The organism is Thiobacillus denitrificans ATCC 25259, from assembly GCF_000012745.1.
In the GTDB taxonomy this organism is placed as follows: domain Bacteria; phylum Pseudomonadota; class Gammaproteobacteria; order Burkholderiales; family Thiobacillaceae; genus Thiobacillus; species Thiobacillus denitrificans_B.
The window spans coordinates 1603804-1626755 of the sequence record NC_007404.1 but is presented as its reverse complement, the minus strand read 5'-3'; the positions used below and the strand labels follow the sequence as shown (position 1 = coordinate 1626755).

Here is a 22952-nt window from a genome sequence, read left to right as displayed (position 1 = left end):
ATGAACGCAGCAGTCAACGAGGTTACAGCGCCGGTCCGCCCCGGTGTGCTGTCGCTGTCGATCAAGGAGAAGTCCGCGCTGTTTGCCGCGTACATGCCGTTCATCAAGGGCGGCGGCCTGTTCATCCCGACGAACAAGCAGTACAAGATGGGCGAGGAGATCTTCATGCTCCTCACCCTGATGGACGACCCGACCAAGCTGCCGGTCTCCGGCAAGGTCGTCTGGGTGACGCCGGCCGGCGCACACGGCAGCCGCACCCAGGGCGTCGGGGTCCAGTTCGCGTTCAACGAAAGCGGCAAGGCGGCGCAGAACAAGATTGAAGGTTTGCTCGGCGGTTCGTTAAAATCGGTGCGTCCCACCCACACCATGTAGCGCCGACCCGCGGTGCTCACCCACCGCATGTACATCGACTCGCACTGCCACATCAATTTTCCCGAGCTCGCCGGCAGGCTGCCCGAGGTGTTCGACCTGATGGCACAGAACGCCGTGAGCCATGCCTTGTGCATCGGCGTCGAGCTCGAGAAATTCCCGAAAATACTGGCCCTCGCCGAGGCGCATCCGAACGTCTACGCCTCGGTCGGCGTGCACCCGGATCACGAGGACTGCACCGAGCCGAGCGTCGAGGGACTCGTCGCGCTCGCCGACCACGCCAAGGTCGTCGCAATCGGCGAGACCGGACTCGACTATTTTCGCCTGACCGGCGATCTCGAGTGGCAGCGTGAACGCTTCCGCACCCATATCCGGGCCGCACGTCAGTGTCGCAAACCCCTCGTGATCCACACGCGTTCCGCGGCCGACGACACCCTGCAGATCATGCGCGAGGAAAACGCGGGGGAGGCGGGTGGCGTGATGCACTGCTTTACCGAGAGCCTCGCGGTTGCGGAAGCGGCGGTCGATCTCGGCTTCTACATCTCGTTCTCGGGCATCGTCACGTTCAAGAACGCGGCCGCGCTGCGCGAGGTGGCCGCCGCGATCCCGCTCGAGCGCATGCTGATCGAGACCGATTCGCCCTATCTCGCGCCGGTGCCGCATCGCGGCAAGACCAACGAGCCCGGCTTCGTCAAGCACGTCGCCGAGGAAATCGCGCGCGTGCGCGGTATCCCGGTCGAGGCCGTCGGCGCGGCGACCAGCGAGAACTTCTTCCGGCTGTTCGCTTCGGCGCGGCCGGCCTGAGCCGCCCCGGCGCGGCACCTAGGTTCCGAAGAAGGATTTCACCTTGTCCATGAAGGACTGGGCGCGCGGGTTGTTGTTGCGTCCCGGGCTCAGCGCCTCGAATTCGCGCAGCAGTTCGCGTTGGCGCTCGGACAGGTTCACCGGCGTTTCGACGAGCATGTGGCACAGCAGGTCGCCCGGGGCGTGGCTGCGCACGCCTTTGATGCCCTTGCCGCGCAGGCGGAACACCTTGCCGGACTGGGTTTCGGCCGGGATCTTGATTTTGGCGTGACCGTCGAGCGTGGGGATTTCGACCTCGCCGCCGAGTGCCGCGGTGGCGAAGCTGATCGGCATTTCGCAGTGCAGGTCGTCGCCGTCGCGCTTGAATACCGGGTGATCCTTGAGGTGGATCACGACGTAGAGATCGCCCGAGGGCCCACCGTTGACCCCGGCTTCGCCTTCGCCAGCGAGGCGGATGCGGTCACCGCTGTCGACGCCGGCCGGAATCTTGACCGACAGCGTCTTGTGCTTCTTGACCCGGCCTTCGCCGTGGCAGCTCGGGCAGGGGTCGGACACCATCTTGCCGGTTCCGCCGCAGCGCGGGCAGGTCTGCTGCACCGAGAAGAAGCCCTGCTGCACGCGTACCTGGCCATGCCCGCCGCAGGCGCTGCAGGTCGTCGGCTGGGTACCGGGCTTGGCGCCGCTGCCGTGGCAGGTGCCGCATTCCTCGAGCGTCGGAATGCGGATCTTGGTTTCGGTGCCGCGCGCTGCCTCCTCGAGTCCGATCTCGAGGTTGTAGCGCAGGTCGGCGCCGCGGTAGACGCGGTCGCGGCGGTTGCCGCCGCCCCCGCCGAAGATGTCGCCGAAGATGTCCGAGAAGGCGTCCGAGAATCCGCCGCCGCCGAAGCCTCCACCGCCCATTCCGGACTGCGGGTCGACGCCGGCGTGGCCGAACTGGTCGTAGGCCGCGCGCTTGTCGGAATCGGACAGGATTTCGTAGGCCTGCTTGGCTTCCTTGAATTTATCCTCTGCCGCATGGTCGCCCGGGTTGCGATCGGGATGGTGTTTCATGGCCAGCTTGCGGTAGGCCTTCTTGATTTCTTCGTCGGAGGCGTTCTTGGCGACGCCGAGGACTTCGTAGTAGTCGCGTTTAGACATGTCAGGGGTCAGGATTCAGGATTCAGGGGGCAGGGTGGGGCAGGCCAGCGGAAAAGGAAAAGTCGCGCGCTGCGCGACTTCCCCTGATCCCTGAATCCTGACCCTCGACCCCTTACTTGTCCTTCACCTCTTCGAACTCGGCGTCGACGACGTCGTCGTTACCGGGACCGGTGCTCTGGTTGCCCGTCTCACCGGCCGGCTGCGCCTTGGCCTGTTCGGCCTGATACATCTGTTCGGCGAGCTTGTGGCTTGCGGTCGCGAGCGCGTTGGTCTTGGTTTCGATCGTTTCCTTGTCGCCTTCGCGCACCGCGTCCTCGGCTTCCTTGAGGGCAGACTCGATCGTCGCCTTCTCGTCGGCCGATACCTTGTCGCCGTACTCGGCGAGCGACTTCTTCACTGAATGGATCATCGCGTCGGCCGCGTTGCGCGCGCCCGCCAGTTCGAAGGCCTTGTGGTCCTCGGCGGCGTTGGCCTCGGCGTCCTTGACCATGCGCTGGATCTCCTCCTCGGAGAGGCCCGAGCTCGCCTGGATGCGGATCTTGTTCTCCTTGCCGGTCGCCTTGTCCTTGGCCGAGACGTGCAAGATGCCGTTGGCGTCGATGTCGAAGGTGACCTCGATCTGCGGCATGCCGCGCGGCGCGGGCGGAATGTCGGACAGGTTGAACTGGCCGAGGCTCTTGTTGCCTGACGCCATCTCGCGCTCGCCCTGCAGCACGTGCACGGTCACCGCGCTCTGGTTGTCGTCGGCGGTCGAGAACACCTGCGAAGCCTTGGTCGGGATCGTCGTGTTCTTCGGGATCAGCTTGGTCATCACGCCGCCGAGGGTTTCGATGCCGAGCGACAGCGGGGTCACGTCGAGCAGCAGCACGTCCTTGACCTCGCCCTGCAGCACGCCGCCCTGAATCGCGGCGCCGACGGCGACGGCCTCGTCCGGGTTGACGTCACGACGCGGCTCCTTGCCGAAGAAATCCTTGACCGCGTCCATCACCTTGGGCATGCGGGTCTGGCCGCCGACCAGGATGACGTCGTCGATCTGCGAAGTCGTGAGCCCGGCGTCCTTGAGCGCCAGCTTGCACGGCTCGATCGTGCGCGTGATCAGTTCCTCGACCAGGCTCTCGAACTTGGCGCGCGTGATCTTTACCGCGAGGTGCTTGGGCCCCGACGCGTCCGCCGTGATGTAGGGCAGGTTGACTTCGGTCTGCTGGCCCGACGAGAGCTCGATCTTGGCTTTTTCCGCGGCTTCCTTGAGGCGCTGCAGCGCGAGCACGTCCTTCTTCAGGTCGACGCCCTGCTCCTTCTTGAATTCTTCCGCGATGTAGTCGATCAGGCGCTGGTCGAAGTCCTCGCCGCCGAGGAAGGTGTCGCCGTTCGTGGAGAGCACCTCGAACTGGTGCTCGCCATCCATTTCCGCGATCTCGATGATCGAGATGTCGAAGGTGCCGCCGCCGAGGTCGTACACCGCGATCTTGCGGTCGCCTTCCTTCTTGTCCATGCCGAAGGCGAGCGCGGCCGCGGTCGGCTCGTTGATGATGCGCTTGACCTCGAGCCCGGCGATGCGGCCCGCGTCCTTGGTCGCCTGGCGCTGGCTGTCGTTGAAGTAGGCCGGCACCGTGATCACGGCTTCTGTGACTTCCTCGCCGAGGTAATCCTCGGCCGTCTTCTTCATCTTGCGCAGGATCTCTGCCGACACCTGCTGGGCAGCCATTTTCTTGTCGCGCACCTCGACCCAGGCGTCGCCGTTGTCGGCCTTGACGATCTTGTAGGGCATCAGGCCGATGTCCTTCTGCACTTCTTTCTCTTCGAAGCGGCGGCCGATCAGACGCTTGACCGCGAAGATCGTGTTCTTGGGGTTGGTGACGGCCTGGCGTTTGGCTGGCGCGCCGACCAGGATTTCGCCGTCCTCGGCGTAGGCCACGATCGACGGGGTCGTGCGCGCGCCTTCGGCGTTCTCGATCACCTTCGGCGAGCCGTTTTCCATGACCGCCACGCAGGAGTTGGTGGTGCCGAGGTCAATACCAATGATGCGTCCCATGATTTTTTCCTTCTAAAAGAGATTCAATTTGATCCGAATATGGGGCGCAGCGCGCCCATTTCAAGGCTCCGCGTTCAGTCCTTCCCCTTGGCGACCATGACCAGCGCCGGCCGCAGCGTGCGGTCATGGAGCCGGTAGCCCTTCTGCAGCACCGTCACCACGGTGTTCGCCGGCTGCTCCGACTCGACGACCTGGATCGCCTGATGCAGGTGGGGGTCGAATTTTTCGCCCAGCGGCTCGATGTCGTGGAGGTTGAACTTGCCGAAGACTGCACTCAGTTGCTTCAGCGTCAGCGTCACGCCGTCCTTCAGGTTGTCCACGCTCGGCGACTCGGCGGCGAGCGCGGCTTCGAGGCTGTCCTTCACCGCCAGGAGTTCGCCGGCGAAGCTCTCGACGGCGAATTTGCGGGCCTTGTCGACGTCTTCCGCCGCGCGGCGCCGCATGTTCTCGGTCTCTGCCTTGGCGCGCAGCCAGGCGTCGTGGTGTTCGGCCGCGGCGAGTTCGGCTGCCTTGAGCAGCTCTTCCATGCTCGGCATGGTTTCCTTCTCAGACCCGGCTTCGGTGCGTGGGGTATCGGTCTTGAATTCGTCCTGCATGCTTGCTCCTCGTGGTCCTCGAGGGCAGATGGGGACGAACGCCAAGGCTTCAAGAGGCCGGCGCGGGTTTTTCTCGCGTCCGCGCGGCGCGGTTTGCCCGGGGGGTGCGCTTCCGGTATGATGCGCGGCTCTCGGAGAGGTGGATGAGTGGTTTAAGTCGCACGCCTGGAAAGCGTGTTCAGGATAATATCCTGACGGGGGTTCGAATCCCCCCCTCTCCGCCAACATATAACGACCACACAACGAGTAATGCCGAAACATGCCTACCACGGCAGGCTTTCCGTGGTCGTACCCGTCAAGAACGAGCAGGACAACGTCGAGCCGCTGGTACGCGAGATCGCCGCAGCGCTGACCGGCAGCGCGACCTTCGAGATCATCTACGTCAACGATGGCAGTACCGACGCGACCCAGGCCCGACTCGAAGCACTGAAGACCGAATTTCCGATGTTGCGGGTGATCCGCCATCGCGCATCATGCGGCCAGAGCCGTGCGGTGACAACCGGGGTCGTGTCGGCACGCTACGAATGGATCGCGACGCTCGACGGCGACGGCCAGAATGATCCGGCCGACATCCCGGTCTTGCTCGAGACGCTCGGCGACCCGACACAGCCCGCCAATCTGGAGCTGATCGCCGGCTGGCGTTCCAAACGCCGCGACACGGCGCTCCGCCGGCTCTCGTCGAAGGTCGCGAACGCCGTGCGCTCGCGCCTGCTGCGCGACGCCACCCCCGACACGGGGTGCGGGCTCAAGGTGTTCGCGCGCGAGACCTTCCTGCAGCTGCCCAATTTCGACCACATGCACCGCTTTCTGCCAGCGCTCGTGATGCGTAACGGCGGCGCCGTGCTGTCGGTGCCGGTCCGCCATCGCCCGCGCGAGCGGGGCACTTCCAAGTACGGCGTGCACAACCGGCTTTGGGTGGGAATCGTCGACCTGTTCGGCGTTGCCTGGCTGCAGCGCCGCGTGCGGCTGCCGCTGATCGAGCCAGACTCCGATCGCTGACCGGCCGCGTCCGCCATGAATGCGCGCGTCGTCGTCAAGGGTCTGGGCTTGATTCTGAGCCTCGCGCTCCTCGGTTACCTGTTCAACGCCAGCGACCTCGGCAACAGCGTCAACGAAGCCTGGATCGACGCGCGGGTGCGCGGCCACGGCGTCGAGGGCGCGCTGATGTTCTTGCTGATGGGGGCGCTGTTCACGGCCATCGGACTGCCGCGGCAGGTCATCGCCTTTCTCGGCGGCTACGCCTTCAACATCGCGCTCGGTACGCTGCTCGGTGCACTGGCCGCGCTCCTCGGCTGCGCAGTGAGCTTCGCGTATGCGCGCTTCTTCGGCAAGGATTTCGTGCGCGCGCGGCTGGGCGCGCGGGCGCGCCGTTTCGACGGCTTCATTCGCGATCACCCGTTCTCGATGACTGTGCTGATTCGCCTGCTCCCGGTCGGGAGCAATTTGCTGACCAATCTCGCCGCCGGTATCTCGAGCATTCGACCGACGCCTTTCTTTGCCGGCACGCTGCTCGGCTATGTCCCGCAGACCTTGGTGTTTGCGCTCGTCGGCAGCGGCGTCCATATCGCCCCGATGACCAAATTGATTCTGGCGATCGGTTTGTTCGTGGTTTCAAGCGGACTCGGTGTGTATCTCTACCAGCATTTTCGGCGCGGACCCGGCCTCGACCAGGAAATCGACGCGGCGCTCGAACCCCGGCGGGGGCACGATGTCACGTAGTTGCGAACCGGGGGGGCGCGGTTATCTGCTGCTGAGCCTGCTGCTACTGGCGGGCCTGACGATGGTCGCGCTGATGACGCGGCCGCTCACGCCGATCGACGAGACACGCTACGTCAGCGCGGCCTGGGAGATGTGGCTGCGCGGCGATTTCCTGGTCCCGTTCAAGAACGGCGAGCCCTACAGCCACAAGCCGCCGCTGATGTTCTGGATGATCCACGCGGGGTGGGCCATGTTCGGGGTCAACGACTGGTGGCCGCGTCTGGTCATGCCGCTCTTTTCTGCACTGGCCCTGCTGCTGACCTATCGGCTTGCACGCCGCCTGTGGCCGGGACACGCGGGCCTCGGCGGCGAGGCGACGCTGGTCCTCGTCAGCGCGCTCTGGTGGATCGTCTTTTCGACGACGCTGATGTTCGACGTGATGCTCGCATGCTGGGCGCTGCTTGGCGCGCACGGCGTGCTGACCGCGGCCGAGGGCAAGCGTCGCGGTTTCGTGCTGCTGGGGATCGCGATCGGAATGGGCGTACTGAGCAAGGGCCCGGTCATCCTGCTCGACGTGCTGCCGGTCGCAGTGCTCGCGCCGTGGTGGAACCCCGGTCTCAAATGGCATCGCTGGTTTGGCGGCGTCGGGCTCGCAGTGCTGCTCGGCGCGCTGCTCGCGCTGGGCTGGGCGATCCCCGCGGGATTCGCCGGCGGCGAAGCCTATCGCAATGCGATCTTCTGGGGGCAGACGGCCGACCGCATGGTCGAATCGTTCGCGCATCGGCGCCCGGTGTGGTGGTATTTGCCGCTATTGCCCGTCCTGCTCTTTCCGTGGTTCGTCTGGTCCGCGTGGTGGCGGGCGCTCGCGCGGCACCGACGCGCCGGCCTCGATCGCGGGCTGCGCTTCTGCCTGGCGTGGATGCTGCCCGTGTTCATCGCGTTTTCCTTCATCAGCGGCAAGCAACCCCACTACCTCGTGCCCTTGTTCCCGCCGTTCGCGCTGTTCGCCGTGCGGCTATTGTCCGCGCATCCGGCACGCGGCGTCGCGCTGCCGGCCCTGCTTGCCGCCCTGCTCGGCGTCGCGCTCGTTGCGGCCGCGAGCGGGCAGATCCCCGCGGTGCGCGACCAGGTTCTCGCGCCGCCGCCGGTGTGGCCCGGCGTGACGCTTGTCGTCGTGGCTATCGCTGCGTGGTTCGCCGGCCGCCGGGGTGTGCCCGCGGTGCCGAACCTCGCCGTGCTCGGCGCGACGACGCTGGCCCTGGTTCAGCTGGTGGTGGGACCGGCGCTCGGCGCGCGCTACGACGTCAAGCCGCTCGCGCAGGCGATCGCCGCGGTGCAGCGGGAGGGGCGTCCGGTCGCGAATCTCGCGACCTATCACGCCCAGTATCAGTTTCTCGGGCGGCTCGAGGCGCCGCTGGTCCAGCTGCGCGGCCCCGAAACGGCGCGCTGGCTCGCGGCGCACCCCGAGGCCTATGCTGTCGTGTATCTGGAGGATGAGAGCGCGCTCGCTTCGATTCCGGCCCGGCACAAGCAGGCGTATCGCGGCGGCGCGGTGGCGCTGGTCGATGCCCATGCGGCGACGGCGTTGCTCGCCGCCCACGTCGAGTAGACCCTCAGGCTTCGGCGTCGCGCTGCGGCAGCACGACTTCGCGCGACGGCGAAATCGTCGAGATGGCGTGCTTGAAAATCATCTGTGCGGCCTGGTCCTGGCCCTTGAGCAGCACGACGAACTGATCGAAAGACTCGATCCGCCCCATCAGCTTGATCCCGTTGACGAGGAACACCGAGACCGGGATGCGTTCCTTGCGCAGGGTGTTGAGAAAAACGTCTTGCAGATGATTGTGTTCTTTGGCCATGTGCGGCTCCCTGTAGGAAAAGGCAGGGCGGGCGAGGCCCTGCTTAATATTAGTAGCGATTACTCGACTTTGGCGTTCGCACGCGCGGCCGTCACGGCATCGCGCACGCGTTGTTGCTGCAGCTGCTTGACGATCTCGTCGCGGACCGCGTTGAGTTCAGGCAGTTTCGGCTGGCGCGTGTCGTCGAGGCGGATCACGTGGTAGCCGAACTGCGTCTTCACCGGGGTCTGGGTGGTCTCGCCCTTCTTCAGACTGGCGAGAGCCTCGGAAAATTCCGGGACGAACGCGCGGCGATCGGCCCAGTCGAGCGCGCCGCCGTTCTTCGCCGAGCCCGGGTCTTTCGACATCTTCTTGGCAAGGGTCTCGAACTTGGCTTTCTTGCCGAGATCGGCGATGACCTTCTTCGCCTCGGCCTCGGTGCTCACGAGGATGTGGCGCGCGCGGTATTCCGGCTCGATCGGCCCTGCCTTCGCCTTGTCGTAGGCGGCCTGGACCTCGGCGTCGGTGACCGGGTGGGCCTTGATGTAGTCCTCGAGATAGGCTTTCGCCAGCTGATCCTTGCGGCGGATATCGAGGGCCGCGGCGAGGCGCGGGTCCTTGTCGAGTCCCTTATCGGTCGCCGCGCGGGACAGCAGTTCGAGGTTGATCAGCGACTCGCGGACGCGCGCGTCGAGCTCGGGCGAGTCGGGCTGGCCCTGGGCCATTTCACGCTTGACCAGTTCGCCATAGAGCGCAGGGATTTCCTTGCCGTTGACCGTGGCGAGCGGTTTGCTCGGATCCGCGGCCGGAGCGGCGGCAGGAGGCATCGTCGGCGTGGGCGTCTGGGAATGGGCCAGCGGTGAAAACGCGAGCAGAATCAGGGTAGGGAGGAGCGCAATACGCATTCGGGTTCCTTTTCAGAGTTCTTCAGGGGTGAGGGCCGTGACGGACAGCGCGTGAATCTCTCGCTGCATCAGTTCGCCCATGGCGTCGTAGACGAGGCGGTGACGGGCGAGCGTGGAAAGATTGCGGAATCGCGGCGATACGATGGTGAGGCGAAAGTGCCCGCCGCCAGAGGCCGCGCCGGCGTGGCCTTTGTGCTGCGCGCTTTCATCGTCCAGCGTGTAGGTTTCGGGCTCCAGCGCCGCGAGCCGCTGGCGGATCAGGTCGGCGGTACTCATGCCGGCAGGACTTTCTTGAAGGGCTTGACGCTGACCTCGCTGTAGACGCCCGCCGCGACGTACGGGTCGGCGCTCGCCCAGGCCTGCGCGTCGTCGAGCGTGCCGAACTCGGCGACGATGAGGCTGCCGGAGAAGCCGGCCGCGCCGGGGTCGAGGGCATCGATCGCAGGGAAGGGGCCGGCGAGCAGCAGGCGGCCTTCGTCCTGCAAACGCTGCAGGCGCTCAAGGTGAGCGGGGCGGGCGGCCGCGCGCTTGGTGAGACTCCCTTCCGCGTCCTGTCCGACTATCGCGTAAAACATTATGGCTTTTCTTCCTTATCCAGCGGGGCTTTATCGAGGTAGCGCGTCAGCATGACGCTTTGACCGATCACGAATACCAGCATCAGCCCCAGGCTTCCGAACAGCTTGAAGTTGACCCAGGCGTCGGTCGAGAAATTGAACGCGACCAGCAGGTTTGCCACCCCCATGAACGCGAAGAATCCTCCCCAGCTCGCGTTCAACCGACTCCATACCGGGTCAGGAAGTTCCATCTGCGTCGCCATCAGGCTTTTGATGACGTTGCGGCCGAAGAGCGCCGCGCCGAAAATGGTGCCCGCGAAGATCCAGTACAGCACCGTCGGCTTCCACTTGATGAAGCTTTCGTCGTGCAGCCAGAGCGTGGCGCCACCGAAGACGACGATGATGCCGAGACTGACCCAGAGCATGGTCTCGACCTTGCCTCCGCGCAGCTTGACCCAGCCGATCTGACCGAAGCTCGCGACGATCGCGACCAGCGTGGCGAGGTAGATTCCCGGTTTCTGATCGCCGCCCGTCGGTTGCGGCAGCCCGAGTCCGCCGAGGAAGGCGCGCGTCGCTTCGGCGTTCGCGTCACCGATTTTGTAGGCGACGAAAAAGACGATGACGGGAAAGAGGTCGAATAGCAGTTTCTTCATTGGTCTTGTGGAGCCGGGGTGGCGCGCCGCCCGGCCGGGTTCGGGCGGAGGCTTATTTTGCTATGATTCCCCCCTTCTGACCAAGCGCTTTTGGGCCTGGTCGCCTGATCCCGTTCCCGATGCTCAATATCGATCTGCATTGCCACTCCGACGTGTCCGACGGCCTGTTGTCGCCGGCCGAAGTCGTCGCGCGCGCGGCCGCGAACGGCGTCGACGTGCTGGCGCTGACCGATCATGACGACGTGAGCGGAATCGACGCGGCGCGCAGCGCGGCGGCAGCCGTCGGCGTCGCGCTGGTCGCCGGCGTCGAGATTTCCGTGAGCTGGGGCGGGCAGACCGTCCACGTCGTCGGCCTGCGCGTCGACCCGCGCAATGCCGTGCTTGCGGCAGGGCTGCAGGAGATCCGGCACGGTCGCCTCGAACGCGCCCGCCGCATGAGCGACGACCTCGCGCGCTCGGGCATCCACGGCGCCTACGAGGGCGCCTACGGCTACGCCGCGAACAAGCAGATGATCGGCCGCACGCACTTCGCGCGCTGGCTTGTCGCCGCCGGACATGCGCCCGACGTGCGCGCGGTGTTTCGCCATTTCCTCACGCGCGGCAACCCCGGTTACGTCGAGCACCAGTGGACGACGCTCGAGACCGCGGTCGGCTGGATCCGCGCCAGCGGCGGCAGCGCGGTCCTCGCCCACCCCGGCCGCTATCCCTTCAATGTGCGCGAGCTTCACCTGTTGCTCGACGCCTTCCGTGCGCTCGGCGGGACCGGGATCGAGGTCGTGACGGGCAGCCACCATCCTTCCGAATACGGCAAGTACGCCGATCTCGCGCGTGCGTTCGGGCTCCGCGCCTCGCGCGGCGCCGACTTTCACGCGCCGGGCGAGGGCGTCGACATCGGACGCCTGCCGCATCTGCCGCATTACTGCAAGCCGATCTGGCAGGACTGGCCCGAACTCGCCGCGCTTCTTTCCCCTTCCCTGGCCTGAGATCCGAATGGCGCAATACTTCAATGTTCATGCCGAGAATCCGCAGCCGCGCCTGATCCAGCAGACGGTCGACATCCTCAAGCGCGGCGGCGTCATCGTCTATCCCACCGATTCCTGCTACGCGCTCGGCTGTCACATCGGCGACAAGGAGGCGGCGATGCGGCTGCTGTCGGTGCGCGGGCTCGACACCGGGCACGACCTCACGCTCGTGTGTCGCGACCTGTCCGAACTCGGCCGCTACGCCCAGGTCGACAACGCGCAGTTCCGCCTGCTCAAGGCCCACACCCCCGGCCCCTATACCTTCATCCTGCGCGGCACGCGCGAGGTGCCGCGCCGGCTGCTGCACAAGAGGCACGACACGATCGGCCTCCGGGTGCCTGCGCATCCGCTCGTCCAGGCGTTGCTCGAAGGGCTCGGCGAGCCGATCCTGTCATCGACGCTGCTGCTGTACGGCGAGGACGTGCCCTTGACCGAGCCCTGGGAAATCCGCGAGCGCCTCGAGCATCAGGTCGATCTGGTCATCGACGGCGGCGCCTGCGGCCTGACGCCGACGACGGTCGTCGACCTGACGGCCGAGACGCCGGCCGTCGTGCGCTATGGCAAGGGCGAGGCTTCGGCCTTCGAAGCCTGAGCCCATGGAACTCACGCTCATCCAGAAAATCGCGGTGTTCGCGCTGCCGGTGATTTTTGCGATCACGCTGCACGAGGCGGCGCACGGCTACGTCGCGCGTTATTTCGGTGACATGACCGCAGCCGCCGCCGGCCGCATCACGCTCAATCCGCTCAAGCACATCGACCCGGTCGGGACCATCCTGGTGCCGCTCGTCATTCTGGTCATGAGCAAGCTGCTCGGCGGCGGGGCGATCCTGTTCGGTTGGGCCAAGCCGGTGCCGGTCAACTTCGCGCAGCTGCGGCGGCCGAAGCAGGACATGCTGTGGGTCGCCCTGGCGGGGCCGGGGGTCAATTTCTTCATGGCGCTGTTCTGGGCGCTGATGATCCAGCTCGGCCATGCGCTCGGCAACGGCTTCGTCAGCGCGCCACTGATGCTGATGGGCGCCTCCGGCGTATTCATCAACGTCATTCTCATGGCGCTCAATCTTCTGCCGCTGCCGCCGCTCGACGGCGGCCGCATCGCCGTGAGTCTCCTGCCCGTCAAGCAGGCCATGCAGTTCGCGCGCATCGAACCCTACGGCTTCTTCATTCTGCTCGGGCTCCTGTTCACCGGCATCCTCGGCTTCGTCCTGTGGCCGCTCATCAGCCTGTTCGTCGGCCTGGCCGCGCTGTTGACCGGCCTCGACCCGGCGCAGCTCGTCGGCCTCATCCAGGTCGTGCTCGCCTGACTTTCCTTTTCTAGCGCTCAAGCCAAAACCATGTATTCCGATCGCGTTCTTTCCGGCATGCGCCCCACCGGGCGTCTGCATCTCGGCCACTATCACGGCGTGCTCAAGAACTGGCTGCGCCTGCAGAACGAGTACCAGTGCCTGTTCTTCGTCGCCGACTGGCATGCGCTGACGACCCACTACGACGCGCCGCAGGCGATCGACCAGAACGTGCGCGACATGGTCGTCGACTGGCTCGCGGCCGGCATCGATCCTGCGCAGGCCACGCTCTTCGTGCAATCGCGCGTGCTCGAACACGCGGAACTGCATCTGCTGCTGTCGATGATGACGCCGCTCGGCTGGCTCGAACGCGTGCCGACCTACAAGGACCAGCAGGAAAAACTCAGCGAGAAGGATCTTTCGACCTACGGCTTCCTCGGCTATCCGCTGCTGCAGAGCGCCGACATCCTGATCTACCGCGCCAACCTCGTGCCGGTCGGCGAGGATCAGGTGCCGCACATCGAGTTCACGCGCGAGATCTGCCGTCGTTTCAACCACCTCTATGGTCGCGAGCCGGGGTTCGAGGACAAGGCGCGGTCCGCGGTCAAGAAACTCGGGTCGAAGAAGGCGCGTGTCTACGAGGAATGCCGCACCGCATATCAGGAGAAGGGCGACCAGGAGGCGCTGGAGTCGGCACGGGCCCTGTTGAACGACGCGCAGAACCTGTCGATGAACGACCGCGAGCGGCTTTTCGGCTATCTCGAGGGCTCGGGCAAGATGATCCTCGCCGAGCCCGAATCCCTGCTCACCGAAGCATCGAAAATGCCGGGTCTCGACGGGCAGAAGATGTCGAAGTCCTACGGCAACACGATCGCACTGCGCGAAGACCCAGACGTTGTGGCGAAGAAGATCCGCACCATGCCGACCGATCCGGCGCGGGTCCGCCGCACTGACGCGGGCAATCCGCTGAACTGCCCGGTGTGGCAGTTCCATCTCGTGTATTCCGACGACAACGTGCGCCAGTGGGTGACGGCCGGTTGCACCAGCGCCGGTATCGGCTGCATCGAATGCAAGCAGCCCGTGATCGATGGCGTGCTCGCCGAGCTTGTGCCGATTCGCGAGCGGGCGCAGTACTACGAGGACAACCCCGACCAGGTGCGCAACATCCTCGCCGACGGTAGCGAGAAGGCACAGGAACTCGCGCGCGACACGATGCGCGACGTGCGCGAGTCGATGGGACTGACCTTCGGCTGAGCGGCGGCACGCGCATCGCGCATGGGCGCTGAATTGCGTCGTCCGCCGCCGGCCGCACTCGCCTGGCTGACCTGGGGCCTGCTCGCGAGCCTCTATTTCGTCGGCTATTTCCAGCGCGTCGCGCCGGCCGTGATGGTCGACGAACTGATGCGCGATTTCAGCATCGCCGCCACCCTGCTCGGCAACCTCTCCGCAATCTACTTCTATACCTACGCCGCGATGCAGATCCCGAGCGGCCTGCTCGCCGATGCCGTGGGGCCGCGGCGGACCGGCGCCGCGGCGGCGCTCGCCGCAGCGCTCGGCATCGTCGTGTTCGCGCGTGCCGACAGCCTCTGGCTCGCGGCGCTCGGCCGCGGGCTCGTCGGCGCATCGGTGGCCGTGGCCTTCGTCGCGTGCATGAAACTCGCCGGCCACTGGTTCCCGGCCAATCGCTTCGCGACGGTGACGGGGGTCGCGCTGCTGATCGGCAACCTCGGCGGCGTGCTCGCCGGCGTGCCGCTATCGGAAGCCGTCGCAGGCATCGGCTGGCGCAACGCCATGCTCGTCAGCGCGGGCGGCACCCTGTTGCTCGCCGCCGCGGTCTGGCTCTGGGTGCGAGACGATCCGGGCGAGCGGAGCTTTGCGACTTATGCCCATCCCGAGGCCTTGAGCGGCGGTGGAATGGCGCCGCTGCGCAGCCTGCGGCTCGTGCTCTCGGAGCGCGACACCTGGCTGCTCTTCTTCGCCGGCGGGATGATCGCCGCGCCTGTGTTGACCTTCGCGGGTCTCTGGGGCGTGCCCTATCTGGTGCAGATCCACGGCATGACGCGCAGCGAGGCCGCGGGCTTCACGACGACGATGCTGCTCGGCTTCGCGTTCGGCGGACTGCTGCTTGGCAGCCTGTCCGACCGCCTGCAGCGCCGCAAGCTGCCCTATCTCGGCGCGGCGATCGTTCACGCCGGCGGCTGGCTCGGCTTTCTGTTTCTTCCGCAGGGGCCGGCGGCTGGCCTCTACCTGTTCTTCGCCGTCATCGGCTTCTCGGCCGGCGGCCTCATCATCGGCTTCGCCTTCGCGCGCGAGGTCAACCACCCCGGTGCCGCCGGCACCGTCGGTGGCGTCGTCAACATGTCGGTTCTGGGTTTTGCCGCGATCCAGCAGAGCGGCGTCGGCTGGATTCTCGACCGGCACTGGGCGGGCGGCGGGCTCGCCGGTGCGCGCGTCTACGACGCCGCGGCCTATCACGCCGCTTTTCTGTGGCTCGCCGTCAGCGCGCTCGGTGCGGTCGTCTGCGTCGCGCTGACGCGCGAGACCCATTGTCGGCTGCGCTTCGACGCGTCGCGCAGGTGACGCCGACCTGAGTCGGCGCCCGCACGTTCAGCTCTCGCTGCCGGGTTTCAGCGTGCGGAGCTTCTTGGTTTCGCCTCGCCGCTGCTTGCCTTCGAGACGGCGCTTCTGCGACGCGAGGGTCGGGCGGGTCGGACGACGCGGCGTCTCGACCTCGCAGGCTTCGCGGATCAGCGCGAGCAGTCTCTCGAGCGCGTCGTCACGGTTGCGCCGCTGGCTGCGGTAGCGCTCGGCCTCGATGATCAGCACGCCGTCCTGGGTCACGCGACGCCCGGCTAGCACCAGCAGCCGGTCGCGCACAGGCTGCGGCAGCGAGGGCGAATGCGCGACGTCGAAGCGCAGCTGCACCGCGCTCGACACCTTGTTGACGTTTTGTCCGCCCGGGCCGGAGGCGCGCACGAAATCCTCCTGGATTTCGCGCTCGTCGAGTTCGATCTCGGCGTTGACCCGGATCATCTCAGCGCGTGGCGTTCACCACTTCACGAGGTGCACGTTGTTGAGCGTGCGCCCGAGAAAGCGTTCGCCTATCGTCTGGAAGCGCAGCGGCACGTCGGTGACGTAGAAGTCGTAGCGCGGTTGCGCCGGCCCGGGATTGGCGAGACTTTTCTCGGCGAGAACAGCCGCGACCTGCTCGGCCATCGCTTCCGCGGAATCGACGAGCGCGACACCGTCGCCCACCACTTCGCGCAGCAAGGGTTTGAGCAGCGGGTAATGGGTGCAGCCGAGCACGAGCGTGTCGATGTGCTCGGCCAGGAGCGGCTTCATGTAATCCTGCGCGGTCAGGCGCGTCACCTCGTTGTCGAGCCAGCCTTCCTCGACCAGCGGAACGAACAGCGGGCAGGCCTGTGAATGGATGCGCGAGTCGGGCGCGTAGTCGTGGATGGCGCGCGCGTAAGCGTTGCTGTTGATCGTCGTCGGCGTGCCGATGACGCCGATCTTTTTTCCACCGCGTGCCGAGGCCGCGCCGGCGTCGATCACGTCGAGGACGGGCACCGGCGACAGGTCCTTGACGACCTGCGCGGCGACGGCAGCCATCGTGTTACACGCGATGACGAGCAGCTTGACGTCCTTTTCCAGCAGGAACTGCGCGATCTGCGTCGTGAAGTGGGCGATCGTCTCGACCGATTTCACGCCGTAGGGCACGCGCGCGGTGTCGCCGAAATAGACGATGTTCTCGTAGGGAAGCCGCTCCATGAGCGCGCGCACGACCGTCAGCCCGCCGATGCCGGAGTCGAATACGCCGATGGGGGAGTGTGCATTCGTGGACATGAGTGGCAGGATGGCGCGATGAGAAAGACGGCATTCTACTCGCCGCGGCCTGCCCGGCGGCGCGGGGTACGGCGCACATGAGCGGGTGCGGCTGCGATTCGGTGTGCGAGGCGCCCGCGCCCGATCCGGGTTACCGGCGGGCGTTGTGGCTTGCGCTCGTGCTGAACGTCCTGATGTTCGTGGTCGAGCTGGGCGCGAGCTTCTCTGCGCAGTCGGTCTCGCTGCTAGCCGACGCGGTCGATTTCCTCGGCGACGCCGGTAACTACGGCGTCGCGCTCTTCGTGCTCGGACTCGCACCCGTCTGGCGCTCGCGCACCGCGCTATGGAAGGGTTGGCTGATGATCGGCTACGGCGTCTTCGTGCTCGGCAAGTCGGCCTGGCAGTGGTCAGCGGGCGTCGTGCCCGAGCCGGTCATCATGGGCTGGGTGAGCCTGTTGGCGCTGGCCGTGAACGTCGGCGTCGCCGCGCTGCTGTACGCGCACCGCCGCGGCGACGCGCAGGCCCGCTCGGTGTGGCTGTGCTCACGCAACGACGCGCTCGGCAATCTCGCGGTCATCGGCGCGGCCGGCGGCGTATGGGTGACGGCCCACGGCTGGCCCGACATCGGGGTTGCCGTGGTGCTGGCCGGGCTGGCCCTGAGCTCAGGCGCCTCGGTGGTGCGACACGCCCGCGCCGAATTGCGCGGCGCCTAGCGTTCCTGCTGGCGCGCGAGGGCCCAGGCGACATGCTCGCGTACCATCGCCGACGGGTGATCGAGGCGTGTGCCGAGCGCGGCTTCGATTGCGGGGGCAGGCCGCGCGTTGCCGAGCGCGACGGCGATATTGCGCAACCAGCGCTCATGGCCGATGCGACGGATCGGCGAACCCGCCAGGCGGTCGTTGAAGTCGGCCTCGCTCCAGGCGAAGAGGTCGACGAGTTGGGCGCTGTCGAGGCCGTTTCTCACCGCGAAGTCCGGGACTGCCGCGGTGCCGGCGAAGCGGTTCCAGGGACACACGAGCTGGCAGTCGTCGCAGCCGTAGATGCGATTGCCGATGAGCGATCGCAATTCGAGCGGAATGCTGCCCTTGAGCTCGATCGTCAGATAGGAGATGCAGCGGCGCGCGTCGACCGAGTAGGGCGCGACGATGGCCTGCGTCGGGCAGGCGTCGAGGCAGGCGTGGCAGGTCCCGCAATGCTCGGCTTCCGGCGCGTCGACGGGCAGCGGCAGGTCGCTATAGATCTCGCCGAGAAAGAACCACGAGCCGTGATGGCGGTTGAGCAGTAGCGTATGTTTGCCGCGCCAGCCCAGACCCGCCCGGGTCGCGAGTTCCACCTCCATCACGGGCGCGCTGTCGCTGAAGACGCGGAAATGATGTTCGCCGGCGGCGGCGCCGATGCGCTCGGCCAGCGTCTGCAGGCGTTGGCGCAGGACCTTGTGGTAGTCGCGGCCGAGCGCGTAGCGCGAGACGTAGGCCGCGTCGGGTGTGGCGAGGATCGTGTCCGGGTCGACCGCGTCGGGTGGAAAGTAATCGAGCCGTGCGCTGATGATGCGCAGCGTGCCCGGAACAAGTTCGGCTGGGCGGCTGCGCTTCGTGCCGTGCGCCGCCATATAATCCATCTCGCCATGAAAGCCCTTGTCCAGCCACGTGTGCAGGCCCGCTTCGGCGGCGCTCAAGTCGGCGTCGGTAATGCCGATAGCTGCAAAACCGAGTTCGCGTCCCCATTGCTTGATCTGCGCGGCGAGGCGGCCGAAATCGCGAGGTGAATCCTGCTCATGCATGCCCCGGATGATACCGCGTCGCCGCGTTGCCACCTTGCCGACGAGGCCGCCACGCTTGCGTTCGGCGCGCGGCTTTCGGCCGGCCTGACGCCCGGCATGACCTTCTATCTGGAAGGCGACCTCGGTGCGGGCAAGACGACGCTGGTGCGGGGCATGTTGCGCGGGCTCGGCTACCTGGGCAGGGTGAAAAGCCCGACCTACACGCTCGTTGAAACCTACAATCTTCCCGCGTTTAATCTGTATCATTTTGATCTATATCGTATGCACGACCCCCGCGAATGGCTCGACGCCGGGTTTCGCGACGTTGCCGCAGGCGCGGTCAGCGTGATCGAGTGGCCCGAGAAAGCGGCAGGCTGGCTGCCGGCGCCCGACGTGATCCTGCGTCTGGCGATCTTGGACGAGACGCGCGAAATCGAATGCGTGGCCGCGAGCGCGTTGGGGGGTCGATATCTGGAGAGGTGCTGCGCGCCGTGTTAAGAATCTTCCTGCTGTGTGCCGTGTTGTTGCCGGGCTGGGCGCAGGCGCTCCAACTTTCTGCGAGTCGGGTCTGGCCCTCCCCGGACTACACCCGCGTCACCCTCGAAGCGCAGGCGCCCGTCGTCCATACCTATTTCACCCTTGCCAAGCCCGACCGGCTCGTGATCGATCTCGAGGGCGTCGAGGCCGGTCCGGCGCTCGACGCGCTGATGACGCAGCTGAGCGCTGACGATCCTTACGTCGGCGCGATCCGCAGCGGCGTGAACCGGCCCGGTGTGATGCGTCTGGTGCTCGAACTCAAGGCCGCGGTCCGGCCCTCGATCTTCCAATTGCCCCCCCTCGGGGAGTATGGCCATCGGCTCGTGATCGACCTGTACCCGGCCGAGGCGCGCGCTGCGGCCGTCAGCCCGGCGGCGCTCCATCCCGAAGGCCGCACGCCGCAGAAGGCGGCCAAGCCCGAAGCGGCCGGGCAGTACGTGCGGCTGATCACGGTCGCGATCGACGCGGGCCACGGCGGCGAGGACCCCGGCGCACTCGGCGCCGCCGGCTCACGGGAGAAAGACATCACGCTCGCGCTGGCGAAGAAGCTCAAGCAGAAGATCGACGCCCAGGAAAACATGCACGCGGTGCTGACCCGCGACGGCGATTATTTCGTGCCGCTCGGACAGCGCGTGACCAAGGCGCGCTCGTTCAAGGCCGACCTCTTTCTGTCGATCCACGCCGACGCCTTCATCAAGCCGCACGCCCGCGGGTCGTCGGTGTTCGCGCTGTCCGAGAACGGGGCGACCTCGGTCGCGGCGCGCTGGCTCGCCAGGAAGGAAAACGAGGCCGACCTGATCGGTGGCATCAACATCGACGTCAAGGATCCGTTCCTCAAGCGTACGCTGCTCGACCTGTCGCAGACTGCGACGATCAACGACAGTCTCAAGCTTGGCCACGCCGTGCTCAAGGAAATCGGCGGCGTCAACACCTTGCACAAGGCGCAGGTCGAACAGGCAGGGTTCGCCGTGTTGAAGGCGCCCGACATCCCGTCAATCCTGATCGAGACCGCGTTCATTTCCAATCCCGAAGAAGAAAAGCGCCTCAACGACGCGGCCTACCAGGACAAGCTGGTCGATGCGATCGTCGTCGGCGTCAAGGATTATTTCGCCAGACACCCGCTGACCGGGCCGTCGCGGCTGACGCGCAATCCATGACCGCGAGCCTGCTCGGCGCGGCGGCCCCGGGATTCGATCGGCCGCTTGAGGTGCTGGAGGCCTGCCATGCGCGCATCCTCAAGCAATGCGCGACCCTCGACAGGCTTCGCGCACACCTGCTCGAGCACGGCGCCGACGCCGAGGCGCGACAGGCGGCGCGCGCGATCCTGACGTATTTCGATACCGCCGGCATGCATCACCACGACGACGAGGAGCGCAATCTCTTGCCGCTGCTCGAGCAGGCAGGTGCGCCGGGCGCCTGCGAGCTGACTGAACTCCTCGCACACGAGCACGACGCGCAGGCGCAGCTATGGCGCCGCCTCCGACAGCAACTCGAACAGATCGCAGGAGGTGCCGCGGCCGGGCTCGACCCTGCCCTGACCCAAGCTTTCGTCGCGTCGCATCGCGCCCATCTCGAATTCGAGAACGCGCGTGTGCTGCCGCTCGCTCGTGCCCATCTCGGGGCCGATGCGCTCGAGCGGCTCGGGCGTGCGATGGCCGCGCGCCGCGGCATCCCCTTCGAAGCCAGGTCGTGAGCATTCAGGTTCTGTCGGATGTGCTGATTTCCCAGATCGCGGCGGGCGAGGTCGTCGAGCGTCCGGCCGCGGCGCTCAAGGAAATCCTCGAGAACAGCCTCGACGCCGGTGCGACCGCGATCGACGTCGAACTCGAGCAGGGCGGCGTCAAGCGCATCCGGGTCAGCGACGACGGCGTCGGCATCCCGCGCGACGAACTGGCATTGGCCCTGACGCGGCACGCGACGAGCAAGATCGCGACGCTGGCGGACCTCGAGCAGGTCGCCAGCCTCGGCTTTCGCGGCGAGGCGCTGGCGTCGATCGCGTCGGTCGCGCGCGTTCGCCTGACCAGCCGTCACGCCGGGAGCGACCACGCCTGGACGATCCACGTCGACGGCGGACCGTTGCAGCCTTCGTCACCCGCAGCGCGCAGCGGCGGGACGACGATCGACATCGAGGATATGTTCTTCAACACGCCGGCGCGGCGCAAATTCCTCAAGACAGAAGCGACCGAGTATGCCCACTGCGCCGAAACCGTGAGGCGCCTCGCACTGGCCTGGCCGCAGGTCGCGTTCACGCTCGTGCACAACGGGCGCGCGCAACTGCGTCTGAAGGCCGAAGCCGCCGCCGCCCGCGTGCGTCACGTGCTCGGCGAGGTGTTCGAGCAGCACGCCATCGCCGTCGACGCCGCTGCCGGCGCGCTGCGCCTGAGCGGGTGGGTCGTCCGCCCGGTCGCGGCGACGGCGAGCCGCGACGCCCAGCACGTCTTCGTCAACGGACGTTACGTCCGCGACAAGCTGATCGTGCACGCGCTGCGCGAAGCCTATCGCGACGTGCTCCACCATCAGCTCAACCCGGCATATTGCCTGTTCGTCGAGTTGCCGCCAGAGCACGTCGACGTCAATGTGCACCCCGCCAAAACCGAGATCCGTTTCCGCGACAGCCGCGGCGTGCACCAGTTTCTCTATCATGCCGTCGAGCGCCTGCTCGCGGCGCCGGTAGCCCCAGCGGCACCGCCATCCGGGCCTGACGCGCGGCCCCCTACCTTCCTGCAGCCGCGGCAGGCTGCGATGTCGCTGCAGGTCGAGGAGGCGATGGCGTTTTATGCGCCCTTCGCCGCGATGGCGCCGGGCGAGGGGGACGAAGCCCGGCACGTACCTCAGGCATCTGCGGCAGGGCTGGCAGGCCGCGCCGGCCCCCCGCGCGCTTTCGCGAGCGACTCCTCCGCGGTGCCGCCGCTCGGCTACGCGCTCGGCCAATTGCATGGCGTCTACGTGCTCGCCCAGAACGCGCACGGCCTCGTGCTCGTCGACATGCACGCGGCGCACGAACGCGTCGTTTACGAAAAACTCAAGACCGCGCTCGACCGCCGCGCGGTGCCGGCGCAGGCCCTGCTGATCCCGGTCGCGCTCACGGCTGACCCGCGCGAGGTCGCGGAAATCGCCCCGCATCTCGACCAACTCCGCGAGATCGGCTTCGAGCTGTCGATCACTTCGCCCAATTCGGTCGCGGTGCGCGCGGTGCCGTCGCTGCTCAAGAACGCCGATCCCGTCGAGCTGACGCGAGCGATTCTCGCCGAAATCGCCGAGTTCGGCGTCGCCCGGCTCCTCGCCGAGCGCCGCAACGAGCTGTTGGCGACGCTGGCGTGCCACGGCGCCGTGCGCGCCCACCGCACGCTCAGCGTGCCGGAAATGAACGCGCTGCTGCGTGAAATGGAAGCGACCGAGCGTGCCGGGCAGTGCAATCACGGGCGGCCGACCTGGTTCCAGCTCAGGCTCGACGAACTCGACGCGATGTTCATGCGCGGACGCTGAGCGGCCGAGCGTTTTGCTATAATCCCGACCATATTAGTCGGGTATTAAACAAGGATTCCTCATGAGCGAGCCGAGCGAGCGCAAAACCATCCCGATTCAGGACATCAACGAGGCGAGCAAGTGCGCAGGCTCCGAGCCCTACGCGCTGATGGTGCTTGGGGATTCGATGATGCCGGAGTTCGAGGAAGGGGAAATCATCGTCGTCGAGCCATCCGGGCTCGTCAAGGACGGCTCCTATGTCGTGGCCTACGTCAACGACGAATACATCTTCCGCCAGATCGTGAAGCGCGACGACGGCTGGATGCTGAAACCCGTCAATCCGCTCTACGAGAACATTCCGGTCGACGATCTCGACGTCGCCAAGGGCGTCGTCATCATGAAGAAGAAGCCCGGCCGCCGTAGCGAGCAGAAGCGCTACATTTGATCCGCTTATCAATGTATTAGATGCGCTTATCCATCT

27 protein-coding genes and 1 tRNA gene are annotated in these 22952 nt (G+C 66.5%); 17 read left to right on the top strand and 11 right to left on the bottom strand.

Going from position 1 to position 22952, the window contains the following annotated elements:
• Complete coding sequence (locus TBD_RS07705; RefSeq protein WP_011312053.1) at positions 1-372, top strand: PilZ domain-containing protein; 372 nt, start codon at positions 1-3, stop codon at positions 370-372.
• 27 nt (positions 373-399) lie between these two features.
• A complete protein-coding gene (locus tag TBD_RS07700; protein ID WP_041432544.1) occupies positions 400-1173 on the top strand; it encodes a TatD family hydrolase in 774 nt (257 codons plus the stop codon).
• Positions 1174-1191: 18 nt separating this feature from the next.
• Here the strand turns inward: TBD_RS07700 and dnaJ are convergent, their stop codons facing one another.
• From dnaJ to grpE, 3 genes are all read right to left on the bottom strand, one after another.
• Positions 1192-2310 carry a molecular chaperone DnaJ gene (dnaJ, locus tag TBD_RS07695; RefSeq protein WP_011312051.1) on the bottom strand — a complete coding sequence of 373 codons (1119 nt, stop codon included), beginning with the start codon at positions 2308-2310 and terminating at the stop codon, positions 1192-1194.
• A gap of 112 nt (positions 2311-2422) precedes the next feature.
• Positions 2423-4342 carry a molecular chaperone DnaK gene (gene dnaK / locus TBD_RS07690; RefSeq protein WP_011312050.1) on the bottom strand — a complete coding sequence of 640 codons (1920 nt, stop codon included), beginning with the start codon at positions 4340-4342 and terminating at the stop codon, positions 2423-2425.
• A 74-nt stretch (positions 4343-4416) separates the two neighbouring features.
• Complete coding sequence (gene grpE / locus TBD_RS07685; RefSeq protein WP_011312049.1) at positions 4417-4938, bottom strand: nucleotide exchange factor GrpE; 522 nt, start codon at positions 4936-4938, stop codon at positions 4417-4419.
• Between the two features lie 133 nt (positions 4939-5071).
• Between grpE and TBD_RS07680 the strand changes: the two genes are divergently transcribed.
• The 4 genes from TBD_RS07680 (at position 5072) to TBD_RS07665 (ending at position 8245) form a co-directional block, all read left to right on the top strand.
• A tRNA-Ser gene (locus tag TBD_RS07680) sits at positions 5072-5162 on the top strand.
• Positions 5163-5187: 25 nt separating this feature from the next.
• A complete protein-coding gene (locus TBD_RS07675) occupies positions 5188-5937 on the top strand; it encodes a glycosyltransferase family 2 protein (protein WP_011312048.1) in 750 nt (249 codons plus the stop codon).
• 15 nt (positions 5938-5952) lie between these two features.
• Positions 5953-6657: a TVP38/TMEM64 family protein gene (locus tag TBD_RS07670; RefSeq protein WP_011312047.1), complete on the top strand. Its 705-nt coding sequence runs from the start codon at positions 5953-5955 to the stop codon at positions 6655-6657.
• Positions 6647-8245 (top strand): ArnT family glycosyltransferase, encoded by a 1599-nt coding sequence (locus TBD_RS07665; protein WP_011312046.1) that lies wholly within the window; start codon positions 6647-6649, stop codon positions 8243-8245. Before TBD_RS07670 ends, TBD_RS07665 begins: the two co-directional genes overlap by 11 nt.
• Before the next feature lie 4 nt (positions 8246-8249).
• Here the strand turns inward: TBD_RS07665 and hfq are convergent, their stop codons facing one another.
• From hfq to TBD_RS07640, 5 genes are read right to left on the bottom strand one after another with little or no spacing between them, the layout of a single operon-like run.
• A complete protein-coding gene (gene hfq, locus TBD_RS07660; protein ID WP_011312045.1) occupies positions 8250-8492 on the bottom strand; it encodes an RNA chaperone Hfq in 243 nt (80 codons plus the stop codon).
• Between the two features lie 59 nt (positions 8493-8551).
• On the bottom strand, positions 8552-9376 hold the full coding sequence (locus TBD_RS07655) for a peptidylprolyl isomerase (RefSeq protein ID WP_011312044.1): 825 nt from the start codon (positions 9374-9376) through the stop codon (positions 8552-8554).
• A 12-nt stretch (positions 9377-9388) separates the two neighbouring features.
• The gene (locus tag TBD_RS07650; protein WP_011312043.1) at positions 9389-9652 is read right to left on the bottom strand and encodes a BolA family protein; all 264 of its coding nucleotides are present in this window, start codon (positions 9650-9652) and stop codon (positions 9389-9391) included.
• Positions 9649-9951, bottom strand: coding sequence for a YciI family protein (locus TBD_RS07645; protein ID WP_011312042.1), 303 nt, complete (start codon positions 9949-9951; stop codon positions 9649-9651). Before TBD_RS07645 ends, TBD_RS07650 begins: the two co-directional genes overlap by 4 nt.
• Positions 9951-10583 carry a septation protein A gene (locus TBD_RS07640; RefSeq protein WP_011312041.1) on the bottom strand — a complete coding sequence of 211 codons (633 nt, stop codon included), beginning with the start codon at positions 10581-10583 and terminating at the stop codon, positions 9951-9953. The genes TBD_RS07645 and TBD_RS07640 overlap by 1 nt, the downstream gene beginning before the upstream one ends.
• A 119-nt stretch (positions 10584-10702) precedes the next feature.
• Between TBD_RS07640 and TBD_RS07635 the strand changes: the two genes are divergently transcribed.
• The 5 genes from TBD_RS07635 to TBD_RS07615 are packed head-to-tail and all read left to right on the top strand — an operon-like array spanning position 10703 to position 15465.
• The gene (locus tag TBD_RS07635; RefSeq protein WP_011312040.1) at positions 10703-11566 is read left to right on the top strand and encodes a 3',5'-nucleoside bisphosphate phosphatase; all 864 of its coding nucleotides are present in this window, start codon (positions 10703-10705) and stop codon (positions 11564-11566) included.
• A 7-nt stretch (positions 11567-11573) separates the two neighbouring features.
• Positions 11574-12197, top strand: coding sequence for an L-threonylcarbamoyladenylate synthase (locus tag TBD_RS07630; protein WP_011312039.1), 624 nt, complete (start codon positions 11574-11576; stop codon positions 12195-12197).
• Between the two features lie 4 nt (positions 12198-12201).
• Positions 12202-12906, top strand: a complete 705-nt coding sequence (locus TBD_RS07625; protein ID WP_011312038.1) for a site-2 protease family protein — start codon at positions 12202-12204, stop codon at positions 12904-12906.
• A 30-nt stretch (positions 12907-12936) separates the two neighbouring features.
• Entirely contained in the window at positions 12937-14139 is a 1203-nt protein-coding gene (locus TBD_RS07620) for a tryptophan--tRNA ligase (protein WP_011312037.1), read from the top strand.
• 21 nt (positions 14140-14160) lie between these two features.
• Positions 14161-15465, top strand: a complete 1305-nt coding sequence (locus TBD_RS07615) for an MFS transporter (protein WP_011312036.1) — start codon at positions 14161-14163, stop codon at positions 15463-15465.
• 27 nt (positions 15466-15492) lie between these two features.
• Here TBD_RS07615 and arfB read toward each other — a convergent pair whose 3' ends face one another.
• Positions 15493-15918, bottom strand: a complete 426-nt coding sequence (gene arfB, locus TBD_RS07610; protein ID WP_011312035.1) for an alternative ribosome rescue aminoacyl-tRNA hydrolase ArfB — start codon at positions 15916-15918, stop codon at positions 15493-15495.
• A 15-nt stretch (positions 15919-15933) separates the two neighbouring features.
• Entirely contained in the window at positions 15934-16731 is a 798-nt protein-coding gene (gene murI / locus TBD_RS07605; protein ID WP_011312034.1) for a glutamate racemase, read from the bottom strand.
• A gap of 2 nt (positions 16732-16733) precedes the next feature.
• Here murI and TBD_RS07600 point away from each other — a divergent pair, with 2 nt between their 5' ends.
• The gene (locus TBD_RS07600) at positions 16734-17423 is read left to right on the top strand and encodes a cation transporter (RefSeq protein ID WP_425314934.1); all 690 of its coding nucleotides are present in this window, start codon (positions 16734-16736) and stop codon (positions 17421-17423) included.
• Here the strand turns inward: TBD_RS07600 and queG are convergent.
• Positions 17420-18490, bottom strand: a complete 1071-nt coding sequence (gene queG / locus TBD_RS07595) for a tRNA epoxyqueuosine(34) reductase QueG (protein ID WP_041432540.1) — start codon at positions 18488-18490, stop codon at positions 17420-17422. The genes TBD_RS07600 and queG overlap by 4 nt on opposite strands.
• On the opposite strand from queG, the gene tsaE reads away from it, so the two are divergent.
• From tsaE to TBD_RS07570, 5 genes are all read left to right on the top strand, one after another.
• Positions 18485-18967 carry a tRNA (adenosine(37)-N6)-threonylcarbamoyltransferase complex ATPase subunit type 1 TsaE gene (gene tsaE, locus TBD_RS14575; RefSeq protein WP_041432538.1) on the top strand — a complete coding sequence of 161 codons (483 nt, stop codon included), beginning with the start codon at positions 18485-18487 and terminating at the stop codon, positions 18965-18967. The two genes, queG and tsaE, sit on opposite strands and share 6 nt — an antisense overlap.
• Positions 18907-20163, top strand: a complete 1257-nt coding sequence (locus TBD_RS07585; protein WP_011312031.1) for an N-acetylmuramoyl-L-alanine amidase — start codon at positions 18907-18909, stop codon at positions 20161-20163. Before tsaE ends, TBD_RS07585 begins: the two co-directional genes overlap by 61 nt.
• Positions 20160-20699, top strand: coding sequence for a hemerythrin domain-containing protein (locus TBD_RS07580; RefSeq protein WP_011312030.1), 540 nt, complete (start codon positions 20160-20162; stop codon positions 20697-20699). The genes TBD_RS07585 and TBD_RS07580 overlap by 4 nt, the downstream gene beginning before the upstream one ends.
• On the top strand, positions 20696-22492 hold the full coding sequence (mutL, locus tag TBD_RS07575; RefSeq protein ID WP_011312029.1) for a DNA mismatch repair endonuclease MutL: 1797 nt from the start codon (positions 20696-20698) through the stop codon (positions 22490-22492). The genes TBD_RS07580 and mutL overlap by 4 nt, the downstream gene beginning before the upstream one ends.
• A 61-nt stretch (positions 22493-22553) precedes the next feature.
• A complete protein-coding gene (locus TBD_RS07570) occupies positions 22554-22916 on the top strand; it encodes a S24 family peptidase (RefSeq protein WP_011312028.1) in 363 nt (120 codons plus the stop codon).
• The last annotated feature ends 36 nt before the right edge of the window (positions 22917-22952 follow it).

Coding starts and splice junctions, on each gene's coding strand:
- murI (WP_011312034.1), bottom strand. CDS start 16,731: ATGTCCACGAATGCACACTCCCCCATCGGCGTATTCGACTCCGGCATC.
- TBD_RS07630 (WP_011312039.1), top strand. CDS start 11,574: ATGGCGCAATACTTCAATGTTCATGCCGAGAATCCGCAGCCGCGCCTG.
- TBD_RS07670 (WP_011312047.1), top strand. CDS start 5,953: ATGAATGCGCGCGTCGTCGTCAAGGGTCTGGGCTTGATTCTGAGCCTC.
- dnaK (WP_011312050.1), bottom strand. CDS start 4,342: ATGGGACGCATCATTGGTATTGACCTCGGCACCACCAACTCCTGCGTG.
- queG (WP_041432540.1), bottom strand. CDS start 18,490: ATGCATGAGCAGGATTCACCTCGCGATTTCGGCCGCCTCGCCGCGCAG.
- TBD_RS07625 (WP_011312038.1), top strand. CDS start 12,202: ATGGAACTCACGCTCATCCAGAAAATCGCGGTGTTCGCGCTGCCGGTG.
- TBD_RS07580 (WP_011312030.1), top strand. CDS start 20,160: ATGACCGCGAGCCTGCTCGGCGCGGCGGCCCCGGGATTCGATCGGCCG.
- TBD_RS07675 (WP_011312048.1), top strand. CDS start 5,188: ATGCCGAAACATGCCTACCACGGCAGGCTTTCCGTGGTCGTACCCGTC.
- TBD_RS07620 (WP_011312037.1), top strand. CDS start 12,937: ATGTATTCCGATCGCGTTCTTTCCGGCATGCGCCCCACCGGGCGTCTG.
- TBD_RS07585 (WP_011312031.1), top strand. CDS start 18,907: ATGCGTGGCCGCGAGCGCGTTGGGGGGTCGATATCTGGAGAGGTGCTG.
- TBD_RS07665 (WP_011312046.1), top strand. CDS start 6,647: ATGTCACGTAGTTGCGAACCGGGGGGGCGCGGTTATCTGCTGCTGAGC.
- TBD_RS07615 (WP_011312036.1), top strand. CDS start 14,161: ATGGGCGCTGAATTGCGTCGTCCGCCGCCGGCCGCACTCGCCTGGCTG.
- tsaE (WP_041432538.1), top strand. CDS start 18,485: ATGCATGCCCCGGATGATACCGCGTCGCCGCGTTGCCACCTTGCCGAC.
- TBD_RS07655 (WP_011312044.1), bottom strand. CDS start 9,376: ATGCGTATTGCGCTCCTCCCTACCCTGATTCTGCTCGCGTTTTCACCG.
- TBD_RS07705 (WP_011312053.1), top strand. CDS start 1: ATGAACGCAGCAGTCAACGAGGTTACAGCGCCGGTCCGCCCCGGTGTG.
- TBD_RS07650 (WP_011312043.1), bottom strand. CDS start 9,652: ATGAGTACCGCCGACCTGATCCGCCAGCGGCTCGCGGCGCTGGAGCCC.
- TBD_RS07570 (WP_011312028.1), top strand. CDS start 22,554: ATGAGCGAGCCGAGCGAGCGCAAAACCATCCCGATTCAGGACATCAAC.
- TBD_RS07640 (WP_011312041.1), bottom strand. CDS start 10,583: ATGAAGAAACTGCTATTCGACCTCTTTCCCGTCATCGTCTTTTTCGTC.
- arfB (WP_011312035.1), bottom strand. CDS start 15,918: ATGATCCGGGTCAACGCCGAGATCGAACTCGACGAGCGCGAAATCCAG.
- hfq (WP_011312045.1), bottom strand. CDS start 8,492: ATGGCCAAAGAACACAATCATCTGCAAGACGTTTTTCTCAACACCCTG.
- TBD_RS07635 (WP_011312040.1), top strand. CDS start 10,703: ATGCTCAATATCGATCTGCATTGCCACTCCGACGTGTCCGACGGCCTG.
- TBD_RS07645 (WP_011312042.1), bottom strand. CDS start 9,951: ATGTTTTACGCGATAGTCGGACAGGACGCGGAAGGGAGTCTCACCAAG.
- TBD_RS07700 (WP_041432544.1), top strand. CDS start 400: ATGTACATCGACTCGCACTGCCACATCAATTTTCCCGAGCTCGCCGGC.
- grpE (WP_011312049.1), bottom strand. CDS start 4,938: ATGCAGGACGAATTCAAGACCGATACCCCACGCACCGAAGCCGGGTCT.
- dnaJ (WP_011312051.1), bottom strand. CDS start 2,310: ATGTCTAAACGCGACTACTACGAAGTCCTCGGCGTCGCCAAGAACGCC.